We start from the raw sequence: 20,210 nt of genomic DNA on the forward strand, positions 1-20,210 counted from the left end.
TTATCCAACCAACTGGGTAACCGACAGCAGTGCGGTCATGACCGATACGATCAGTCCTCCGACCACGGTGCTGATGGTGATGATCGCGAGTGGCCCGACGATGCCGACGATGCGGTCGAGGCTGCGCTGTAGTTTCGCCTCGTAGAATTCGGCAACCCTGCCGGCAAGCACCGGTAGCTGGCCGGTCTCCTCGCCGAGCCGCAGCATGCGGATTGCCATCGGCGGCATGTTGCTCGATGCCAGCAACGCGTCCGAAAGCTTGCCGCCGTGGCGAACGCGATCAGCCGCAACCGTCCACACCGTCACGTTTCCGGTTACGGCCATGATGTCGACCAGAATGCGCAACGTGGAAGTGAGATTGACGCCGCTGCCGAGCAGCACCGCGAGATTCCGGCAAAAAAGACTGGTGCGATAGAATTGAAAGATGACGGCGATGCCTGGCGTCTTCGCGACGAGCGACACCAGTGCGCTCCAGGTGCCGGGCCGGCGAAACAGCCACCACAGACCCATGATGGTACCGGCCGTGATGAGCAGCGCGGCCGTCGCATTGGCCCGCAGGAAGTTCGACAGACGGATGAAGAAGCTCAACGCCGTGTCGGACTTGGCGCCGAAGTCCTGAAGCACGGACGAGAACTGCGGCAACACGAACAGAATAAAGAACAGCATGACGCAAGCCGCGGCGATCAGGACGAAAACCGGGTATTGCAGCGCGTCCGTCACCTTGCGGCGCATCGCCTCGGAGCGCGCGCGTTCGGCGCCCAGCATCTCGAGCACCTGGTCGAGCGTTCCCGACACCTCGCCGACCTTGACGAGTGCGACATACATCGGGGGAAACAGCGACGGATGTTCGGCGACCGCACCCGCAAAGCTTTCGCCCGAAAGCACAGATGCCCGCAAGCGCGCGACCACGGGGCGAAGGCGGCCGACATCGGCATCATTGGCCAGCAGTTCGAGCGCATCGTCGAGGCGAGCGCTGGCTTTCAGCAGCAGCGCGAGGTCGCGCGTGAATGTCGTCACCTCCGCCGGACTTGGCCGGCCGAAGAAACCGAAATTATCGCCGCCTCCCCCAGATGCCTTCTTGTCCTCGACGGTTTCGATCGGCAACAGGCGCAGATATTCGATACGGCGAGCGACTTCGGCAGCCGTCGGCGCCGAGAGCGTGCCATTCACGATCTCTCCGTTCTGCGTCAGGGCCCGGTAGCGGAAATTCGGCACGATCCTCACCCTCACCGCGCTGTGGTGACACGAAGCAGTTCCGCCGGCGATGTCAGACCGGCGCGGCATTTCGCGATGCCGTCCGCGATCATCGTCGTCATTCCGGCGCGGATCGCCGCCTGGTCGATCTTGTGACCGTCGGTCTTCTCGCCGATCAGCGAGCGGATTTCGTCGGTCATTTCGAGCAACTCGAACACGCCGAGCCGACCGCGATAGCCGGTGCCGCCGCAGCGCTCGCAGCCGCAGGGCGATTGAAGGACTTCACCTGCGCGGAAGCCGAGCTCGCCGAGCCTGGGGTCTTCGGCAATATCGGCATCAACGAGCGCCTTCGGCGTCTTGCAGCGTTCGCACAATTGCCGGACCAGCCGCTGCGCCACCACCGCGCGCAGCGTCGAACGCAGCAGATATCCTTCGACACCGAGATCGAGCAGCCGCGGCACGGCCGCAGGCGCCGATTCCGTGTGCAGCGTGGTCAGAACAAGATGCCCGGTCAGCGCCGCGTGGATCGCAACATGCGCGGTCTCATTATCGCGAATTTCGCCAACCATGATCACGTCCGGGTCCTGACGCACGAACGAACGCAGCGCCGCCGCGAACGTCAGTCCGATCGCGGGCTTCACTTGCGCCTGGTTGACGCCCGGGATGTCATATTCAACGGGATCTTCGACGGTCAGGATCTTGCGGCCGGGCTCGTTCAGGATCGACAGCACCGTTGCAAGCGTCGTGGTCTTGCCGCTGCCGGTCGGCCCAGTGACGACGATCATGCCGTGGGGCAGCTTCAACAGCCGGCGTAGCTTGACTTCGTCCGCGGACGAAAAACCGAGCCGGTCGACCACCAGCAGGTTGCGGTCCTTTGGCAGAATACGGACGACCGCGGATTCGCCGTGCTGCATCGGCATGATCGCGACACGGACATCGATGTCGGTGCGGCCGATCCGCAATCGTGCGGCGCCGTCCTGCGGCAGCCGCCGTTCGGCGATGTTGAGATTGGCGACGATCTTGATGCGCGAAATCAACGCCTGCGGCAGCACGCCGGCGGGTGCCGTGACCGGTCGCAGCAGGCCGTCGACGCGCATACGAACCACAAGTCCGGTCTGGAACGGTTCGATATGAATGTCACTGGCGCGCAACTCGACCGCCTTTTCCAGGAGATCGTTAACCGCCCGGACCACCGGCGCGCCGCTTGCGAGGTCGCGCAGGCTCTCGATGTCGTCTTCCCGCGGCACAAGCTGACCGGTCGCATCCGCGGGCTCGGCGCTGTCTTCGCCAAGACGGCGATCCAGCACAACCGAGAGGTCTTCCACCGAGGCCACCGTAATCATGATATCGCGGCGGAGCACGATTTCGGCGGCGCGTTGCGCAGCGCGATCGGTCGGATCGGCGACCGCCAAGGCGGCGCGGCCGTCCGCGGTCTGATACGGAAACATCAACGTATCGCGCAGAAACCGAGACGAGAAGGATTCGGCCAGCGGTTCGACCTGTAACAATTCTTGCAACGTCACGCGTTCGTGCTCGAAAAAGCTCGCCGCTTCGTCTGCCAAATCACTGGCCGGCAGATCAATAACTTCCCATAACCGCTTTTGCGAAGCCGAGCCCGGCGAAGCTCCTTCCGGATCTTGAACCAAATAACCCGCGTCACCCGCTTTGACAGCGGCCAAACGACCTGTCTGTCGAAGGTGTTCGAAGAACTGCAATGACTGCCGGCCGCTCATAGGCGCCTCAGGTCAAACGTCTTGGATTGGTTAAAGAGTTCACTATCGATATTAGGAAATTGGGCCTACGATGCAAGCAAAGCTCATGCGGCGATGCGAAAGCGAAAGCTTCGGATGTAAATGAGCTAGCAGCGCTCACGGCCAAAGTTCCATAGTTGATGCGTTGTCTTCATCTGCCACCCGATCGACCTGAGCGCTCGATACGGACCAAATCGGCACAACCGGCGGAGTTATGTCAGCGCCGCTCTGCGGCCCAATTCGCGGCCCATATCAGAGCCAACCGCTGGCCTTCCGTCACCTGTTCAAACGACATCTTCGAGGCGACCGCATCGCGAAGCCGCTGATAAAAATCATGCTCGCGCCGAGGCGCCCGCGCGGCCGCCAGATCGAGCCATTTGTAGGAAAGAATGATATCCTTCGGTACGCCATGGCCCCTGTCGTAGCTGAGACCGAGCCTGCTCTGCGCGAAAGGATCGCCTAGCTCCGCCGCTCGCCGGTAGAGGTCAGCTGCGGCGATGTAATTCTGCGGCACGCCAAGTCCGGTTTCATAACGGAAGCCCAGCCTGCCAATCGCATGGGCGCTGCCCTGCGTCACCACCATCGGCTGAACCACTGGTCCAGGATAGCGGTTCTCTTCCGCAAGACTGCTTGCGCTGGCGGCGCAGGCAAGCCCGAGCGCAAATACCGCGAGTGCCTTATTGAAGGTGTTGAGCATAAGGGCTGCTCGCACTGACCGTACCGCGCAGCTTGGAGCGAAGTTCTTCGGCGACGGTGTGCGCGTCCACGGCGTCGCGGATAATCTGCGGGCGGATAAAGATGATCAATTCGGTGCGTGACTTCGTGTTGTCCTGACCCGAGAAGGCATTTCCAATTCCCGGTATTTGGTCCAGCACCGGAATGCCACTCTTGTTCTCGTTCTTCTGGTCCTGGATCAGGCCGGCCAGCAACACGGTTTGCCCGTTGGCAACCGAAATCGAGCTCTTGACCTTTCGTTCCGAGATGGTCGGAGTCAGGTTGGCCGACGCGCTGGTTGACGGCACGACGCTGCTGATTTCCTGCTCGATCTCAAGCCGCACATTACCGTTGGCACTGACGCGCGGCGAAACGTGCAGAATGACGCCGGTATTGCGATAATCGACGGTATTGACGACGGTGTTGTTGGCCGTCAGCACCGTCGCGCTGCCCGTCGAGATCGGAACCTGATTGCCGACCTGAAGCGTTGCCGACTGGTTGTTGACGACTACCAGCGACGGGCTCGACAAGACCTTCACGCCGGTGACCGTGTGCAGGGCGGAGAGGATCATGGCGGGCTGGGCTTCCTGACCGACAAGGAAGTTGAACCCGGGAAACGCCCGATTGATGAAGGCATTGACGGCCGTTCCCGCTGCGGCCGCGGTAGTGGTCGCGGTCGTAGCAGCCGCCGCCGAGGCCGCGGCTTGCTGCGCGGCAGTTTGTGGTGCTGCTGTCGCCGCAGTGTTGAGGAGCGACCCCTGGTCGGGCCGAAGTCCCAACGCGTGGCTGGTCAGGAAAAACTGAACCCCGTACTGCAATTCGTCGGTTAGATCGACTTCAGCAATCGTGGCATCGATGGAGACCTGTAGCTGCGGCTGGTCTACCTGGCGCAACGCGGATTCAATGATCCTGTAATTGGTTTGGTCGGCATAGATCAGCAGCGAGTTGTTGACGACGTCAGGCGTGATCCTGACGTTCTGCAAAAGCGGCGGTCCGCCGGAGCCCGCGCCGCTTCCCTTGTCGAGCTGGCCGAGATTTCCGCCGCCACCAGCGCCGCCGAAGCCCGAGCCAAAACCCGAATTGTTGCGCGAGCCGAAGCTGCCACCTCCTTGCGATGAGGAACTGGTGGTGCTGGTGGTTGTCGTGTTGCTGCTGCTGCTGTTGTTGTTGGTGTTGAACGAAAGGCGATCACTGACGCTCGCCGTGCCTGATCCTGGCGCCACCTGATTGTCGGGACTATCGAGCAGGCCGCCGGATGATCCGCCGCCGAACATGTCGGTCAGCACGCGGGCAATCTGCTTCGCATCGCCATATTTGACCTTGTAGACATGAACGCTTGTCCTCGTGCTATCGGCACGGTCGAGCCGCCTGATCCAGGTCTCGACGGTCCGCAGCAACTGAGGTCGCTTCGTCACGACCATCACGGCGTTCAGCCGGGCAACCGGGTGCAACTTGACCATGTTCTGGTTCAGGCCGTTTTCGCCGGTGTCAACGATCTTCTCGAGTTCGGTGATGATCGGTTCGGGGCCGCTGTTGCTGATCGGATAGATACCGATCGATTGTCCGCGCATCCAGTCGACATCGAAGCTCAGCGCGGATTCGACGGCGGTTCGACGCTCCGGTCCAGTACCTTGAATCAACAACAAATTCCGTGTGGTGTCGGCGCGCACCACGCCGGGCTTGGTGGCGAAGCTGTCCATCAGTTTGAGCAGCGTCTGCGCTGACACGTACTGTAGCGGAACTACCGAGACGCCGTATCCAGGCTCCGGGTTTGACGGTTGGGAATCGACGTGGCCGCCGCCAACCGCATCGCCGACGGGAGTAAGACGATAACCCGAGGTGTCACGGACCAGAACTACGCCACTGATCCGAAGGGCATTTTCCAGGACGAATACGATGTCTGACTTCGGCACCGGCCGCACCGAGACCAGGCTCACCGTACCTTGCACGCGCGGGTCGATCGTGTAGCCCGTTTGAAGGATATCCCCGAGCACCACCTTGGCCACGGTCGCAACCGGCGCGTTCTCGAAATTGAGGTCGAAGCCACTTCCGCCTGCGCCAGCCGCGGCCGGTTGCGCGCGCGGCGCACCACTGTCCGTTATTTCGGTGCCCTGGAATTCGGCCGGCTGGGCCCGCGGACCGCTTGAAGTCGTGGTGCTGCCGGTCTGCGTTGGAGAACGCGGCAGGATGTCCATCGACTTCACCTTGTCCATAACGTCGATGTCGGTCGGAGCAGACGGGCTATTACCAACCGTCTGAAAGTTACACGACGACAGGAAGCAGGAGGCACAACAAGTCAAAACGAGCGCGCTAGCACTGCGAAGAGCTATCCAACGGCTGCCCTGATTTCGGGCTCGCATCATTCGGCGCCACCCAGGATGCAGCGCAGCAAGCCAGCACGAGCGCGCGATACGGATCGGCTACTCACGGCAAAAAATGTCACACATTTGCTTGCTGCCGACGATTGTATCTTCAACTGCGCCTTTCCGGCGAGGAACGCCATTCGCAACGCTTACAAAGACCTAGTGATGGTGAACCGCTTTCCGCCGCTCGTTCAACGTGAGCACGGCCTTCCCCTCCGACGCTTCAACCCCGAAGTCCCAGAGACGCCAGACCGCGTCCAAGTGCAGGGACACACACATCATTATCCGTCAAAAGCCAAAGGAGCAAGATAATCTCCTACATGTTTTAATTCTGAGTCGGCTTCGCGACTGCCGATCCGTGTCCTCGACGCGAACAATATCGATGGCGGAACCTGCATTGAGCCGCTCGCTGAAGTCACGAGCACCCTACCCGCTTTGGAATCGGGCGATATAGGCTTCGAAGCGTCATACCACCCAGTTTGATGCATCATCCGGCCAGCTGCCGCCCTATCCCGCACTGCAACTTGCAGCCCATTTGCTGCTCGATTGAGGGCCGTCAAGTTACACGCCGCATTTTTCATTCTGATACATATTTTGCGACATTGATCGCGGCTCGCATCAAGGCGTATCCGTACCGGTGTGGTCTCCTTGCAGCCTGAAGCGTATAGGGCGACCTCTAGCTAAGAAAAATAAGGGGAGGAAGCGACGTCCAGTCGTTTAGCAGCCCGAGCCAAACTTGTTCGTGCGGCTAGCCCGATGCCGGCGGTTCTCTCGCTTACCATTCCCGATGAGCGAACAAACTTGCGAACTCACGACGACGTTCGATCGTACAAGTTACGGTAAAACTCTTACAAGAAGGGGAAACACCTATGAGAGGACTAGGCTTCACGATAGCCGCCGCGAGCCTGCTGCTCTGTTCGTTGAGCGAACCGGTATTGGCTAAATCTCATACTTCCGCCGCGACTGTCGCCGCACGGCAAAAGATATTCGGTCTCGACAACGTCGATCCCAAAAGCGGAGAGGTCCGCGACGACCGAGTAATTTTTTCCTGGCTGACCAACGCCACTTTTGCAGCGGCGGTGAAGGGCCACGTACTCTTGCTCGACACCTTCGTGACTCGCCTGGAAGTAACGCCCGGCCGCACGCCGTTCGTGATCCAGGACCTTGTCGATCTGGATCCGGATTATCTCTTTATCGGGCACGGCCATTTCGACCATGCCGACAACGCGGCCTATATCGCCCAGCAAACCGGCGCGGTGATCTTCGCCAGCCCGGAAACCTGCGATAACATGGCAATCGACGCGACGAACAACTTCAACAATCACTTTGCGAACGTGAAGACGGTGACCTGCAGGCCGCTTACCGGACGCGGCTCGCTGCCAGGCGCGCAGATCGTGTCGATCAACGATCTTGACCCGCAGGTCAGCATCAAGGTCTTCAAGCATCTGCATTCGACCAACACCGGCGTGACCGATGAGCACGCGGCGCCGGTTGCGGCGACCGTCAATGGCGTGTGCGTGCCGACGGTCTCAAAAGGGAACACGTTCCCCTGCAATCTGCAGGACCCGCGCGACCCGCAGTTATTCCCTGCCGGCACGCCACTATCGACCGTGATGAACATCGCAACCAGCCGCGCCGGTGCCGGTGGTCCCATCTCGCTGTTCTACGTGTTCACGGTAAAGGGTACCGAGAACGGACGCGACCCGTTCACCTTCGTCTGGCACAACACTACGGGCGACATCATCGACAGTTGCGCGCTTCCCAACAACAATCCTACGACCGGTCTGCCTTTCGAGCCGGGCCAAGCGGCCAACGGCTGCTTCCCTGGCGTGACGGTGAACGGCAAGTCGGTCGGCGCCAATCTCGCCTCAATCATGGACGGCCTCGGCCCAGTGCACGTCGAAATCGGCTCGGTGGTTAGCCTTGGCTTCAGTCAGAATGGCGAGCGGGATATCGTCAGCTATCTTCAGCACGTGCGGCCACGCTTCTTCATTCCGAACCACGTCACGGCGGTCGCCGTCGAAGGCTCTTCGCTGGAGTGGAAGGTAGGCTACGCACAAGCCATGACCGCGGCTGGCGTGCCACCGGCTTCACAGCCGCAGCTTCTCTGGCTCGTCGATCCCAACGACTACTTGCGGCCGATCTCTTTCGATCTCGACCATCCAAACGACCCGCACTTCTGATCTCGTAGAAACTGGACAGGCCAGCGGCGTCATCGCCACTAGCCTGTCTACCTCGCGGTCCTTCGGTTGCCGAACTCGGATGCGGCTTCCGCACTGCCGTATTCAAAAAAGGGCAAGCGATTGCGGCGGTTTGCGCTTTCGCCAGCATTCACGTGACAGATCGGCCTATTTTTCGCGCGACAGTCAAACGCGTGCCGAACGAATGTGAGGTGGAAGGAGGAGATGGAGCTTTGGCGCGAAGAACGATGTGCCACATCGAGCTACCTGGATTTGATTGACTACCTGTCTTCAAACAAGCAAGCAGCATTCAAGAAAAGAGTTGGAGAAGAAATAATTCATTATCGCGCTGCAATCGCGTTTTTGGAAGTGGTCGCCACCTCACTGAGCCTCGCATCAATGGCATCCGCAGATGATCGTCAGGATCATCAGGATGGCAACTCGCAAGGTCATTTTAATGAGGCGAGCGGCATCGGCGATCCACGCTTTACGCCCCCTCAAGCGTGCCCGCATGCATTACACGTACGATGGCGGCCGCCGGAGGCGCCGACGCTCAGGGGCGGAAAAAAACCTGCTCTCGACGAAATATTCAGAGCCTCTTCGCCACCTTGTCGCGGAACCCAACTCCATTGACGCGCGGGTGATCGATTTTGTGTGCCGGGTCCGGTGAGTTGATGCGCTTCCGCCCGTAGCAAGGCTCTCATCCAGATCAACGTCTGGAAGCTTCGTCGGCACCCGCTACGGCGATCTAACCGAAACCTCATTGTCACGACGCCTGTCCGGCGAGACCATGAGCGTGACCGAGTTCGGCGTCTGAAAGGCTCTCTCGCAGGCATTGGGTTGCGTTTGTGGGAGCTCAAGTTTGGTCCAGCTTGCCGAGCTCGTGCAGGTCTGAGTCGCCGTAGGCGAGATGCAGAGCGTCGCTCCTTCCGAGTACTGCCGGTCGGCATAGAGGCAAACGGCTTCGGCCGAACTAAATCCTGCGGTGTTCATTACCAATGCCATGCCGGCAATAACGCGTTTCATGATGGCCCCCACTTGTCTGAACACCGCTATGTTAAGGCATCAGCGACGAACAAGCGACGAAAACCTGTCCAGCGTTTGTCGCGCCGCGAGAGCCTGCTGACTGAGTTGAGCGCATCGCGAGCAATCACGATTGGCGCACGAACAGTTTCGCTGTCATTCCGCGACGAGGAATTCCCAGCGTCAAGATTCCCACGGTTTCGCTTGCATGCAGCGTTGATCGCCATCATCCTCGCGTTGCCGGCGGCAACGTTGGCAATGGATCACCGGCGCCACAAGAGATCGCCGGGAACGGGCCGGTAATACCGGCCCTTACGAAAAAGGGGAGAAGCCTATGAGAGAGCAGTCGCGGCATTTCCGGCTTGGCGTCATCGGCGCGATGAGTGTCGCTTGGGTCTTGGCTAGCACGGCAGCGTCGAAGGCGGTCACGTTGACGGCTCCTATCGTCACGACGACCGGCACCTATCAGGGCCTGATGAACTTCCAGGAATTGCCGGGAGATCCGGCGACTGGAGTCAACGCATTCCTCGGTATTCGCTACGGCCAGGCGCCGCTGGGTACGTTGCGTTGGCAGCCTCCTCAGGCGCCCAATCCAGGCCAGGGATCGATGGTCGCGGCAATTCCCGGCCACTCCTGCACGCAAGGGCGCGCAACCGATTCCGAAGATTGCCTGTTCCTGAATGTCTATACGCCGTCCAATGCCAACAAGCATTCCAGACTGCCCGTGTTCGTATGGATTCACGGTGGCGCGCTCGTCAGCGGCGCCGGCTCTGACTACGACCCGTCGGTGATGGTGGCCGACAACGACATCATCGTCGTCACGATCAACTATCGCCTCGGCAGCCTCGGTTTTCTCGCAGCCAGCGTGCTGGCGGCGGCGCAGCCCAACGCCTTCCAGAACGTGGGCGACGCCGGCAACTATGGTCTTATGGACCAGCAATTCGCGCTGGCCTGGGTCCAGCACAACATTGCGGCTTTCGGCGGTGATGCGGATGCGGTGACGATCGGCGGTGAGTCAGCCGGCGGTCTCAGCGTCTCGTCGCAGCTTGCCTCCACCAACACTGTCCGGAGCCTGACCGGCCGGCCCTTGTTCCGCGGCGCGATCATCGAGAGCGGCGCGTACATGTATCATGACCTGCCATCGCTCGCGACTTACCAGACCCTGAGCAACTCGTTCGCTCAGAAAGACTGCGGGGGCACCGCGACGCTCGCCTGCCTCCAGGGACTGACCGCCGCGCAAGTTTTCGCGAATGAAGGCGTGTTCGGCGGCTTCGGCATCGCGCCCAATTTCGGCACGAAAATCTTGCCGCGCGACCTCCACACGGCCTTCTCGACCGGCCAGTTCAACCAGGTGCCGGTGCTCCAGGGCACCAACGCCAATGAAGGCCGGCTGTTCGAGCCGGGCTTCTTCCCCGCTGCGCTCGTCTTCCCAGGCGTCAGCACTGCGAACATTGTCGCCGCCGGTGGCCCGGCGAGCTTCGGTCTTCAGGTCCCGAACGGTTTGTGTGCGACGCCGCCAGTCACCGGCCAGCCTGCGCACTGCACCTACGCACAAGAGATCGGCTTCTTTATGCAGACTCTCGTGACGGCGACACCGTCCAACAACGGTCCGACCGCGCCCTTCACCCAGGCGGTCGTCGCAGCTTCGATTGCCGCGGCGGGCGAATATCCGATCGCCAACTTCCACAACTCCGTTCCGCAGACGACCGGGACGATTCCCGGTCTCAGCAACAACTTTTTGGGCGGCGACGTCGACGAGGCGCTCTCGCAGATCTTCACCGACTTCGTGTTCGCCTGTAACGGTCTCGATTCAAACAGCGACCTGTCTAAGCACGTTCCTGTCTTTGCTTACGAGTTCAACGATCCAAACGCCCCGAGCACGCCCGGCGTGCCGGGACCGGGGACGAACAGATCGGGCTTCACGACAGCTTCGCAGCACGCAGCCGAACTCCAGTACCTCTTCAACTTCGGCTCAAACTTCACCTCCGCGCAAGCCGCGCTGGCGACCGACATGAAGACCTACTGGGCCAATTTCGTGAAGACCGGCGATCCGAACAGCAGAGGTAATGAAATCTTTGTCAGCTTCAAACCGACGCGTGACCAGCTGCCGCACTGGACGCACTTCAATGAGGGCAACCAGAAAATCCAGTCGCTCACACCGCCAGGGCTGCTCACGCCGCGAGGGCCGCATCCTTTCGACACCTTCACGAGCGAGCATTTCTGCGCGACCTGGCAGCCGCTGCTCACCTTCAACAACGGCAATGAGCCGCAGCAACCATGATCCAGACTCCAATCGGGATCGACAAACAAAGCAGTCGGTTGCAAGAGCCTCGCCTCACGGCGGGGCTTTTTTTAGCGAGTGCTCCGACGTTGACTTGGGACACGTGTGGACGGCGCCCTGGCAAGAACTTTCTGACGTTTTGCAGCATTGGTCGGGTGCGGTCACGTATCCGGCCTCACATGATGATTCCTCTGTCAACGGTTTTCTGCCGACGGCGATCCGAGGTGAGCTCTCTTGCTGCAGGGCTTCCCTGCTAACCTCACATCCGGCGGGATGGTAATCCCGACCACTGTCCCACATTCGGGACGGGAGAGCTTCGAAGGAACGGCACCACTCTGTGAAGACGGCGCCGAAGCGCCACGCCGGACAACGGCGACGTTCCCTCGGATCACCGGACCGCTGTGCCGTTGCAGCGCTGCCCGGTTTCGGCGACGGTTAGATGGAGGGCTTCATGACCGCACCCTCAAGCATCACACCGTCGATGACGAACCGCCATAAGGCAACCAGGAGTTTACGCGCGAGCGCGACCACCATGACCTTGCGAACGCGGCGGCCAGTCGAACCGACGCGCTCACGGAACCAGACCACCTGCGTGGCGCCCGGTTGGTAGCGTTGCCAAAGCCAGGCCAATTCGACCATCACTGTTCTGAGCCGACGGTTGCCCGCTTTCCCGATGCCCCGCTCACGATCGATGCCCCCGCTGTTATACGGGGTCGAGGTGAGGCCGGCGTATGACCCGAGCGCCTTGCCATTAGCGAAGCGTCGAACAAATGCTTCTCGCACCAGCACGGTTGCGCTCTGCACACCGATGCCGCGCAGGCGGATGAGTTGCTGGATCATTTTTCCGGCCTGGTCCGGAGCGTCAGTTTTAGCGACGGCATCACGTTCAAGTTCTAACTCCGCAATCTGCACAAGCACGAGTTCCAGCCTCGTAAGCAAACGCGCGATCTTGGCCAATGCATTTGGCGGTATCGGATTGCCAAGGCCGGTCCGCAGCTCAGTCAGCCGGCGGCGACGGCTTTGAAGAAGGGGATTGTAATCGTCCGCGCCCAGTGTCGCCAGAATGGCGCCGATCCGATTCACGAGGCCGACGCGCTCGGAGACCAGCTCACTCCGCTCCCGGACACACCGCCGCGCATCCTCATCGGCTTCGTCTGGGATTGGCACCATCGAACAGACGCGGGGCTCACCGCGAAGCCAGGCAAGCAAAGTGCGCAACAGCAGCTCCGCATCGATGCCGTCCGATTTGGCGCGACGCATGCGCCGGTCCACCGGTACACTCGAAGGCTGGACGACGTGCACCTCTATGTCATGCGCTATGAGCCATCTCGGCAACCAGTGCGGTGGCGCCGATCGGGCCGACACCGGGGATCTCCGCAAGCCGCCGGCTCGCCTCACACCCGCGATGCAGCGCCATGATGCTCCTGTCGATGGATGCGATCTCGACTCCGATGGCACCATACTGCCGCGCCAGCACATCGAGGATGCCACGCACGGCCGGTGACAGCCGGCTATCCGAGCCATCCTTGATGATGCTGAGCAAATCAGCCGTTCCATTGCGGCCTTTGGCCGACACGATACCAAGTTCGGCCAAGTGCCCGCGTAGGGCATTGCTCAACATCGTGCGCTGGCGCACTAGCAATTGTCGGGTCCGGTGCAGCATCAAGGCGGTCTGCTGTTCCTTCGTCTTTATCGGGACGAACCGCATCGATGGCCGCGTGACCGCCTCGCAGATCGCAGCCGCATCATTCGCATCGTTCTTACTGCGTTTGAGGTAAGCCTTCACGTAGCTCGGCGGGATCAGCCTAACCGTGTGACCAAGCGCCTGAAGTTCGCGGCCCCAATGATGCGCTGATGGACACGCCTCGATCCCAACCAGGCATGGCGGCAGATCGCTAAAGTACTCCAACACCCTTGCGCGACTGACGCGCTTGCGGATTACAACCGCGCCCGCAACATCCACCCCGTGCACCTGGAAGACCGACTTCGCAATATCGAGACCAATCGTGCTAACCTCGCCCATGGACGGCTCCCCTCAATGTGGTTTGCTTCAACGCAACCACCCTATGGCACTCCGATGCCGCAGAGTGGGCGCCGTCCACAGCATCATAAGCCGAAGCTGCCGTAACAATGCCAACGAGAACTACAACGAAATAATATCCGACCTTACGAGCGGCAGATCGCCAATGCCGACATCGACCGAGATGACGAATAGGCTGGAGAGTCACGCCCGATGCTTGGCTACCGGCGTGCCGGATACAAAGTATGGCGAAGAACTCTGCGCCTGGATCGTTTCGCACGTTGCTGCGATAATCCGAGCGGAATTCATTACAGCCGCATTGAAGTCACCGCTCCGTCCCACCCGCAAGTACCAACTTTCAAGTAGTGCAAGACGTTCGCGGCAAAGCCGCACGTTGTCGCCACCGTCGAAGCAAAGATATTGCCACTGTTGCAATTCGCCGATGTCCGTCATGCGGGCGAGGTCGGGTCCTAAATCCGGGCATTGCGATAGCTGGGAACTCACCTCTCTCTTGCCTCTTTAGGGTCCGCAGAGTGTCCTTCAGCAGGGATATGCGGTTACTGATCTCGGTTGTCGTGACCTCAAGCTCCTCGCTCTGCTTGTATGGCGCTGCCGCGTGATGACTTTGGTTCGCGCGGCCATGAACACCCGTTTAATTCGGCTTCGCGTCTCGCGCGCCGTGCGATTGATCGTGAGCCACATCGGCAACAAGATATTCAATTCGTCGGTGGTGCTTATCTCTTGGACGGTCTGAGCGGATGGGCTTGCGCCGCACCTAGAGATCCCGCTTCCAATCTATGTAGGTATTTTTGCCCTTGAAGCCGGACTTAGTGGATTACAGCAATGTGTTTGCGAATTCTCCGTACGTCACGCCGGCCGTCATCGTTTCGCGTAATCATAAGGTTCAGCACTATTCGATTGGAACACACCTTCGGCGGCTTGCGGGCACGGTCAGACCTGCGCTGTTCCACCTCCGCGAAAATCTCGCTTCCAGTCACGGACCTGCTCTCGTCGGACTAAGCTATGCGGGCGATCAAGTGCCCTGGAAGGTGTGTGGCGTCAACACGCTTGGCGCCCTCAGACGTTCGGCGCAACTTCGATTCTGCGGGTCCAGAGTGACACGGCCTCAGTAACGCAAGCAGACCCGGATACCGCGTCGCGTCATCATTTGCAAACGGTCGGTGGGCTAATCCGCGGCGCTGAAGTTTTCGCTACACAATAATTTCCCATACTGTGGTCAACTTGTCCGTTGCGGCAGGAACGTTGACGCTGATTGGCAGCGGGCGATTAAGACAAGGCTGCGTATGTGCGTCGCCGGGTCCGCCTCAAACGCTTGCTTCCCCTTTGCGGCCCAAAGCGCTCGCGCCCGTTCGCCCTGATCGCTTTGGAGCTTGTCTGCCATCCAGAGCAGCGCGCCGAGGATGATACCGCGATCGTCGCTGGTCAGGTCCACGACACGAGCCTTGACGACGAGGCCGCCCAGTTCGATCAGGTGCCGCGTGCGCTTGCGGCGCTCGACCTGCCAAGTGCGCATGTCATGTCGTGCCCTTGCGGCTTGATGTTGGTTGCGCGCCACTCGGTTGCGGCGCAGCGCCTTCCGTGTTGCGCTCAGCTGCCGGTGCATTTCGCCGCGACCGTCCTTGAAAAAACGCGGCCCCGCGCCTGGCCCATGCCTCCCTCTTTCCGGCTTCTTTTGTCTCGGCCAGCACGACAAGGGCTCCTGCCAATTCGTCGGCGGTGAATGTATCGGCTCCCGTGGCGATGACGAGTTCGCCAAGCTGCTGTACTTTACGGCTCTTGAGGTTACGCGCCTTGTCCCCAAGTGCCTTCAGTTCAGCATCAAAGTCCCGTGGCTTCCGCATCGTCGTCTCCGTCAGTGTTGATGGAGAAATGATAGTCGAGCACCCGGCACAATGCTGTAAGGTCGTCAGGACGGCCTGGGACGCGGTAGTCCCTCCCGAGATTTTTTCGAGGGAGGGCGCGCTTATACGTCGTGCCGACGTGCGCTTCGCTGTGTCAATGATCCGATCGCGATGGCGATCTATCATCTTCACGTCAAGGTCATTGGCCGCAAGTCTGGCGCAAGCGCAGTGGCATCAGCGGCCTATCGCTCAGGCTCACGGCTTCGCGACGAGCGGCTTGACCGCAGCCACGATTTTTCCGGAAAGCGCGGCGTCGTCCATTCCGAGGTGATGCTGCCGGAGAACGCGCGGCAAGCATGGAGCGACCGCGAGCGGCTCTGGAACGATGTCGAGGCGTTCGAAATCCGGAAAGATGCCCAGCTCGCCCGCGAGGTCGAATTTGCCATCCCGCGGGAGATGAGTGAAGCGCAGGGTAGACCGCCTTGAGCGCGTGGAGCACGGCATTCATGCCAAGCGGCTTCTCCCCGTTTCCCGACCACTGGCCTGCGAAAACATAAGCATCCGGTGGGGCGCCGTTCGGAACTACAGCCTCCAGGATCGCAACGGCACGCTCAGAGAGTGGCACTTCGAAACACGACCCTTCTGGATCGTCTTCCGTCTTCATTCGTTCCGCCGGAACGGTCCACAGCTTCTCCTCGAAGTCCACCTCGCGCACGCGCATAAAGCGGGCTTCGCCGGTCCGCACTGCCGTAAGAACAATAAATTCGGCCGCAAGATTCACGTCGGTGTTAGCCGTTTTGTGTCGTTCTTGAAGAGCCCGGACGATATCCGGCACATGCTTGTATGGCGCAGCCGCGTGATGACGTTTCGTCCGCCTGGCCTTCGGCAGTAGTTCTTTTAGGTTACCACGCCACATCGCGGGATTTTCACCGGAATGCAGTCCTTTGGCTCTCGCCGCCATAAACACTCGTTCAATCCGGCTTCGTGTCTCGCGCGCCGTGCGATTGATCGTGAGCCACATCGGCAACAAGATATTCAATACGTCAGTCGCGCTGATTTCTTGGAGAGCTTTTGAACGGATGGGCTTGCACCGCACCTCGAGGTCGCGCTTCCAATCTCTGTGGGTCTTTTTGCCCTTGAAGCCCGACTTAATGGATTTCAGCAACGCATCTGCGAATTCTCCGAAAGTCACGCTGGCCGCCTTTTCCGCCCGTCGCTCTGCCGCGGGGTCTTTGCCATCCGCGAGTTTCTTGCGCGCATCAGCCGCCTTCAGCCGCGCATCGGCAAGCGATAGACCATCCTTGGCTTTTCCCTTTGCTGGTCCGAGGCCAAGCTCTCTGCGCTTGCTCGTGCCACGCACACGGTACAAAAAAATCCATTGTCGTCGCGTATGTGCACCGGTCTCGATCACGAGATAAAGCCCTCCGCCGTCACTATGGCGACCGGGCTCCGCGATGGTTTCCGCCTCGCGCGCAGAAAGCTTGTGCAACTGTCTCTTGGCCATCCCCGCCCCACCATCCGCCCCACCTTTGAACACGGTTCGCTGCGGATGCCGGCGGAGTTCCGTGAATTTTGGTAGGCCTTCGAAAGAGGAATTATAGCCGAATCAACAGATAGTTAGAAGCTCACCCACGGGTGAGAGCGAACGGGCACGAAATTGCACCGCCGTCGTGGTGATGCCAGCCGCGCCCCGATTTGTTTCTATCCACTTGTCGGCAAACGATTATCCGGATCATTGGCGCGCGGTGCGGAACCCGGTCACGATTCGAGCAGGTTGAAGGCGCGCGAAAGGACGGCTGGTCGCGCGTTTTTCCACCGCCTTTTCCGTCACCGGACGCACGAAAACCCCGCAAAAAGAAGCATCGCCGCAATCAGTTGGCGAGTGTTGCACCCCGTTCCTAGACGACGCACAGCTCCTGCTCTCTAAGTGTCAGCGCGCCGGCATGGCTGGGCCTTCCCGCGCGTATCCCTTGCGACCGGCAGGAGCGGTTCCATGGCGGACGACACCTTTGCATCTGTAATTCCCCTTCATCACGTCCCGCTGAAAAAGCGGGAGAGAAAGGCAACGGCGCGCAGTGGAACCAAACGCCAGCGCAAAAGGAAGACGAAGGCCGCAGCCGAGGAGATGGAATACCCGTCTTCGGCGTCGGTGTTGCCCTCGGAGTTCCTGATCCCGCCGGAGTTTTTGCCGGCAAACGACGTCGATCCGGAACCACCCGTCACGCCGCCGCCGGCTGTCACGTCTCATCGGAATCGAGAGACCGTCGCTCCCGCACGCAGACACCTGGCTTCGGTTCTGTTGTCGATTGCAGCGCTTGCTTTGGCTGCGGTCGGTATCACCATTAACGGCTGGTTTGCCCGATCTTTGGGATCAAGCGATATCGCGGGGTGGCTTTTCCTGGCCGTCGGCGTTGCCGCTGACCTCGTCGCCCTCGTGATGCCGTCCTGCGCCGCGGGCCTGTGGCAAAGCAGGCACCGCGCGACGGCCTTGGTCGGCTGGGCGGTCTGGCTGATGACCTTCGTGTTTGCGGTCACGGCCGGCATCGGCTTTGCGTCCACCAACATCAGCGACGTGACGATCGCGCGCGCCTCCCGTGTGACTCCGGCGATCGCAGGCGCTCAGGCCGCCCTCAACGACGCCATGGCCGCGCGCGACCGCGAGTGCAAGAGCGGTGTCGGGAAATTCTGCCGGGAACGCGAGGCGGCCGTCGTCGAGCGGCGCCAGCTGCTCGATTCCGCGGTTGCTTCTGTCGGGCAGAGCGCGGACGCGCAAAGCGACGCTGCGATCAAGCTGGTGACGTGGCTGTCCCACGGCCTGCTACGGCCGACGATGGAAGACTTCGCGATGTTGCGGCTGGTCTTGCTGGCATTGCTGCCGCAAATCGGCGGAATCCTGCTCCTGGTCGGGCGCCACTCCGCACTGAAATCCCATCACTGACTTCGATCGGCGGACCACAAAAAAACGGACGCGCTTTTGGCGCGTCCGTTTTGTGCTCCTTGGACGTTATTATTGTTAGGCTACTTTCGGCGAACGGTTCCGCGAGTTTCGCTGGAAGAACAGCGCCTGGCTCGCGACCGCCGACACCATCGCCGGCTGGAACGGTTTTGAAATCAGGAACGCCGGCTCCGGACGCTCGCCGGTCAGGAAGCGCTCCGGGTAGGCGGTGATGAACACCACCGGCACCTCGAAGGTCCGCAGCAATTCATTGACGGCGTCGAGACCCGATGAGCCATCGGCGAGCTGGATGTCGGCGAGGATGAGACCCGGCCGCTTGTTCTTCGCGAGCGCCACCGCGTCGGTATGGGTGCGCGCGACACCGATCACGTGATGGCCGAGATTCTTGACCAGGCTCTCGAGGTCCATCGCGATGAAGGTCTCGTCTTCGATAATCAGGACGTCGGTGGCGATTTCGGCCGCCATTTCGCGTCCAGCCATATCGGCGAGCTTGCGGGCTTCCGCCACGTCGACGCCGAGAACGAAGGCGACTTCTTCTTCCGAAAAACCTTCCAGCGAGAGAAGCAGGAACGCCTGACGCGGCAGCGGCGTGATGTTCGACAGGCGCCTCTCCGGCGGCATCGGCAAGGTCGTCACATCGGGATCGTCATTGATCGCAACCGAATTCCAGATCTGGGTAAACAGGCGATAGAGACCGGCGCGAGGGCCGTGGCCTTCGTCGAGCAGGGACGGATCCTGAAGCAGCGCCTCGAGCATGGCTCCAACATAAGCGTCGCCTGAGGACTGATTTCCGGTCAACGCGCGGGCGTAGCGGCGCAACAACGGCAGGTGTTCGGCAACGAGCTGTGATCGGGACATCCCCACTCCATCTCTTTATCTGGGCCAAGCCTTCAAGACGGGGGCCGGCCCGAAACTTCCCGTAGATGGGAATTTACGTTTCACCGCGAGAAAAGTTCCCGCCAACAAAGGAACTTTTATGGGCACTTCGCATTAGGCCTTGGCACGGTTCAGAGCCGACGCATGGGTCATTCGAGGAATAGCCGTGAAAGTACAAAAGCTTAACCCCCGGGGAAGCGTGGGACAGGACATGAAGGAAGCGAAAAAGCAGGGCGGCCTGAATGCCGAGATCCAGTCCAGGATCGGCCATCAGTTGCGCGCCATGTACGACGATGTCGTCCGCCAGGGCGTTCCCGATCGGTTTGTGGACCTGATCCGCAAGCTTGATGTCCCGACATCAGATCCCCACCTTCAAAGCACGGGCGATCAGACGATCAAAAATGACGGGAGGGACTAATGCCTCTCACCGATTCGCTGCGGGACGACATCTTAGCGTCGGTGCCAAGTTTGCGCGCCTTCGCCATCTCGCTCTCAGGTAACGGCGATCGCGCCGACGACCTGGTGCAGGAAACCTTGTTGCGCGCGCTAGCCAATATCGACTCGTTCCAGCCGGGATCGAACCTGCCGGCGTGGCTATTCACGATTCTGCGAAACCTGTTCCGCTCGGATTATCGCAAGCGGCGGCGCGAGGTCGAGGATGCCGACGGCAGCTACGCGAAAACGCTGAAGGCGCAGCCGGCGCAGGGCGCCCATCTGGAGTTCGAGGAATTCCGCATGGCGCTCGATAAGCTGCCGCAGGACCAGCGTGAGGCGCTGATCCTGGTGGGTGCTTCCGGTTTCTCCTACGAGGATGCGGCGGCGATCTGCGGCTGTGCGGTCGGCACCATCAAGAGCCGCGTTAATCGCGCGCGCTCCAAACTCTCAGCCTTGCTCTATGTCGACGGCGCCGAGGATTTCGGTCCCGATGAAACCGTGCGCGCGGTCATCGGCGGTAACGGCTAGCGCCCCAAGGCGACAAACGCGAAGTCG

15 protein-coding genes and 3 pseudogenes are annotated in these 20,210 nt (G+C 60.6%); 7 read left to right on the plus strand and 11 right to left on the minus strand.

Going from position 1 to position 20,210, the window contains the following annotated elements; all coding sequences use genetic code 11:
• From BUA38_RS08710 to gspD, 4 genes are all read right to left on the minus strand, one after another.
• Positions 1 to 1,215 (minus strand): type II secretion system F family protein, encoded by a 1,215-nt coding sequence (locus BUA38_RS08710; RefSeq protein ID WP_072825957.1) that lies wholly within the window; start codon positions 1,213 to 1,215, stop codon positions 1 to 3.
• Positions 1,216 to 1,226: 11 nt separating this feature from the next.
• Positions 1,227 to 2,927 (minus strand): GspE/PulE family protein, encoded by a 1,701-nt coding sequence (locus BUA38_RS08715; RefSeq protein ID WP_072817570.1) that lies wholly within the window; start codon positions 2,925 to 2,927, stop codon positions 1,227 to 1,229.
• Between the two features lie 235 nt (positions 2,928 to 3,162).
• Positions 3,163 to 3,642, minus strand: coding sequence for a tetratricopeptide repeat protein (locus BUA38_RS08720; protein ID WP_083587515.1), 480 nt, complete (start codon positions 3,640 to 3,642; stop codon positions 3,163 to 3,165).
• Positions 3,623 to 6,022, minus strand: coding sequence for a type II secretion system secretin GspD (gspD, locus tag BUA38_RS08725; RefSeq protein ID WP_244553217.1), 2,400 nt, complete (start codon positions 6,020 to 6,022; stop codon positions 3,623 to 3,625). The genes BUA38_RS08720 and gspD overlap by 20 nt, the downstream gene beginning before the upstream one ends.
• An 869-nt stretch (positions 6,023 to 6,891) precedes the next feature.
• Between gspD and BUA38_RS08730 the strand changes: the two genes are divergently transcribed.
• The 3 genes from BUA38_RS08730 to BUA38_RS08740 all read left to right on the plus strand — a co-directional run bounded on the left by BUA38_RS08730 (position 6,892) and on the right by BUA38_RS08740 (position 11,506).
• Positions 6,892 to 8,205, plus strand: coding sequence for an MBL fold metallo-hydrolase (locus tag BUA38_RS08730; RefSeq protein WP_156898453.1), 1,314 nt, complete (start codon positions 6,892 to 6,894; stop codon positions 8,203 to 8,205).
• 222 nt (positions 8,206 to 8,427) lie between these two features.
• Positions 8,428 to 8,835, plus strand: coding sequence for a hypothetical protein (locus BUA38_RS36595; RefSeq protein WP_156898454.1), 408 nt, complete (start codon positions 8,428 to 8,430; stop codon positions 8,833 to 8,835).
• A 724-nt stretch (positions 8,836 to 9,559) separates the two neighbouring features.
• Entirely contained in the window at positions 9,560 to 11,506 is a 1,947-nt protein-coding gene (locus tag BUA38_RS08740) for a carboxylesterase/lipase family protein (RefSeq protein ID WP_083587516.1), read from the plus strand.
• Positions 11,507 to 11,941: 435 nt separating this feature from the next.
• Here the strand turns inward: BUA38_RS08740 and BUA38_RS08750 are convergent.
• The 5 genes and pseudogenes from BUA38_RS08750 to BUA38_RS08765 all read right to left on the minus strand — a co-directional run.
• Positions 11,942 to 12,844: pseudogene (locus BUA38_RS08750) on the minus strand (IS110 family transposase); the annotation flags it as partial.
• The gene (locus tag BUA38_RS08755) at positions 12,816 to 13,529 is read right to left on the minus strand and encodes an IS110 family transposase (RefSeq protein ID WP_072817577.1); all 714 of its coding nucleotides are present in this window, start codon (positions 13,527 to 13,529) and stop codon (positions 12,816 to 12,818) included. The gene BUA38_RS08755 and the pseudogene BUA38_RS08750, both read right to left, overlap by 29 nt.
• 201 nt (positions 13,530 to 13,730) lie before the next feature.
• Positions 13,731 to 13,979 (minus strand): hypothetical protein, encoded by a 249-nt coding sequence (locus tag BUA38_RS36605; protein WP_156898456.1) that lies wholly within the window; start codon positions 13,977 to 13,979, stop codon positions 13,731 to 13,733.
• Positions 13,980 to 14,763: 784 nt separating this feature from the next.
• Complete coding sequence (locus tag BUA38_RS08760; RefSeq protein WP_072817578.1) at positions 14,764 to 15,060, minus strand: conjugal transfer protein TraD; 297 nt, start codon at positions 15,058 to 15,060, stop codon at positions 14,764 to 14,766.
• Between the two features lies 1 nt (position 15,061).
• Positions 15,062 to 15,388 (minus strand): conjugal transfer protein TraD, encoded by a 327-nt coding sequence (locus tag BUA38_RS08765; protein ID WP_072817579.1) that lies wholly within the window; start codon positions 15,386 to 15,388, stop codon positions 15,062 to 15,064.
• A gap of 171 nt (positions 15,389 to 15,559) precedes the next feature.
• Here BUA38_RS08765 and BUA38_RS37980 point away from each other — a divergent pair.
• Positions 15,560 to 15,862, plus strand: a pseudogene (locus BUA38_RS37980) (MobA/MobL family protein); the annotation flags it as partial.
• Positions 15,863 to 15,878: 16 nt separating this feature from the next.
• On the opposite strand, the pseudogene BUA38_RS36610 reads toward BUA38_RS37980, so the two are convergent.
• Positions 15,879 to 16,892 (minus strand): annotated as a pseudogene (locus BUA38_RS36610) (tyrosine-type recombinase/integrase); the annotation flags it as partial.
• 489 nt (positions 16,893 to 17,381) lie between these two features.
• On the opposite strand from BUA38_RS36610, the gene BUA38_RS08790 reads away from it, so the two are divergent.
• Positions 17,382 to 18,326, plus strand: coding sequence for a hypothetical protein (locus BUA38_RS08790; RefSeq protein ID WP_072817581.1), 945 nt, complete (start codon positions 17,382 to 17,384; stop codon positions 18,324 to 18,326).
• A gap of 75 nt (positions 18,327 to 18,401) precedes the next feature.
• Here the strand turns inward: BUA38_RS08790 and BUA38_RS08795 are convergent, their stop codons facing one another.
• A complete protein-coding gene (locus BUA38_RS08795) occupies positions 18,402 to 19,202 on the minus strand; it encodes a response regulator (protein WP_072817582.1) in 801 nt (266 codons plus the stop codon).
• A 229-nt stretch (positions 19,203 to 19,431) separates the two neighbouring features.
• Between BUA38_RS08795 and BUA38_RS08800 the strand changes: the two genes are divergently transcribed.
• On the plus strand, positions 19,432 to 19,638 hold the full coding sequence (locus BUA38_RS08800; RefSeq protein WP_072825959.1) for a NepR family anti-sigma factor: 207 nt from the start codon (positions 19,432 to 19,434) through the stop codon (positions 19,636 to 19,638).
• The gene (locus BUA38_RS08805; protein ID WP_072817583.1) at positions 19,638 to 20,183 is read left to right on the plus strand and encodes a sigma-70 family RNA polymerase sigma factor; all 546 of its coding nucleotides are present in this window, start codon (positions 19,638 to 19,640) and stop codon (positions 20,181 to 20,183) included. The genes BUA38_RS08800 and BUA38_RS08805 overlap by 1 nt, the downstream gene beginning before the upstream one ends.
• Positions 20,184 to 20,210: the final 27 nt, after the last annotated feature.

Origin of the sequence: Bradyrhizobium erythrophlei (assembly GCF_900142985.1) — a bacterium.
GTDB classification, from domain to species: Bacteria; Pseudomonadota; Alphaproteobacteria; order Rhizobiales; family Xanthobacteraceae; genus Bradyrhizobium; species Bradyrhizobium erythrophlei_B.

Coding starts and splice junctions, on each gene's coding strand:
- BUA38_RS08715 (WP_072817570.1), bottom strand. CDS start 2,927: ATGAGCGGCCGGCAGTCATTGCAGTTCTTCGAACACCTTCGACAGACA.
- BUA38_RS08720 (WP_083587515.1), bottom strand. CDS start 3,642: ATGCTCAACACCTTCAATAAGGCACTCGCGGTATTTGCGCTCGGGCTT.
- gspD (WP_244553217.1), bottom strand. CDS start 6,022: ATGATGCGAGCCCGAAATCAGGGCAGCCGTTGGATAGCTCTTCGCAGT.
- BUA38_RS08730 (WP_156898453.1), top strand. CDS start 6,892: ATGAGAGGACTAGGCTTCACGATAGCCGCCGCGAGCCTGCTGCTCTGT.
- BUA38_RS36595 (WP_156898454.1), top strand. CDS start 8,428: ATGGAGCTTTGGCGCGAAGAACGATGTGCCACATCGAGCTACCTGGAT.
- BUA38_RS08740 (WP_083587516.1), top strand. CDS start 9,560: ATGAGAGAGCAGTCGCGGCATTTCCGGCTTGGCGTCATCGGCGCGATG.
- BUA38_RS08755 (WP_072817577.1), bottom strand. CDS start 13,529: ATGGGCGAGGTTAGCACGATTGGTCTCGATATTGCGAAGTCGGTCTTC.
- BUA38_RS36605 (WP_156898456.1), bottom strand. CDS start 13,979: ATGACGGACATCGGCGAATTGCAACAGTGGCAATATCTTTGCTTCGAC.
- BUA38_RS08760 (WP_072817578.1), bottom strand. CDS start 15,060: ATGCGCACTTGGCAGGTCGAGCGCCGCAAGCGCACGCGGCACCTGATC.
- BUA38_RS08765 (WP_072817579.1), bottom strand. CDS start 15,388: ATGCGGAAGCCACGGGACTTTGATGCTGAACTGAAGGCACTTGGGGAC.
- BUA38_RS08790 (WP_072817581.1), top strand. CDS start 17,382: ATGGCGGACGACACCTTTGCATCTGTAATTCCCCTTCATCACGTCCCG.
- BUA38_RS08795 (WP_072817582.1), bottom strand. CDS start 19,202: ATGTCCCGATCACAGCTCGTTGCCGAACACCTGCCGTTGTTGCGCCGC.
- BUA38_RS08800 (WP_072825959.1), top strand. CDS start 19,432: ATGAAGGAAGCGAAAAAGCAGGGCGGCCTGAATGCCGAGATCCAGTCC.
- BUA38_RS08805 (WP_072817583.1), top strand. CDS start 19,638: ATGCCTCTCACCGATTCGCTGCGGGACGACATCTTAGCGTCGGTGCCA.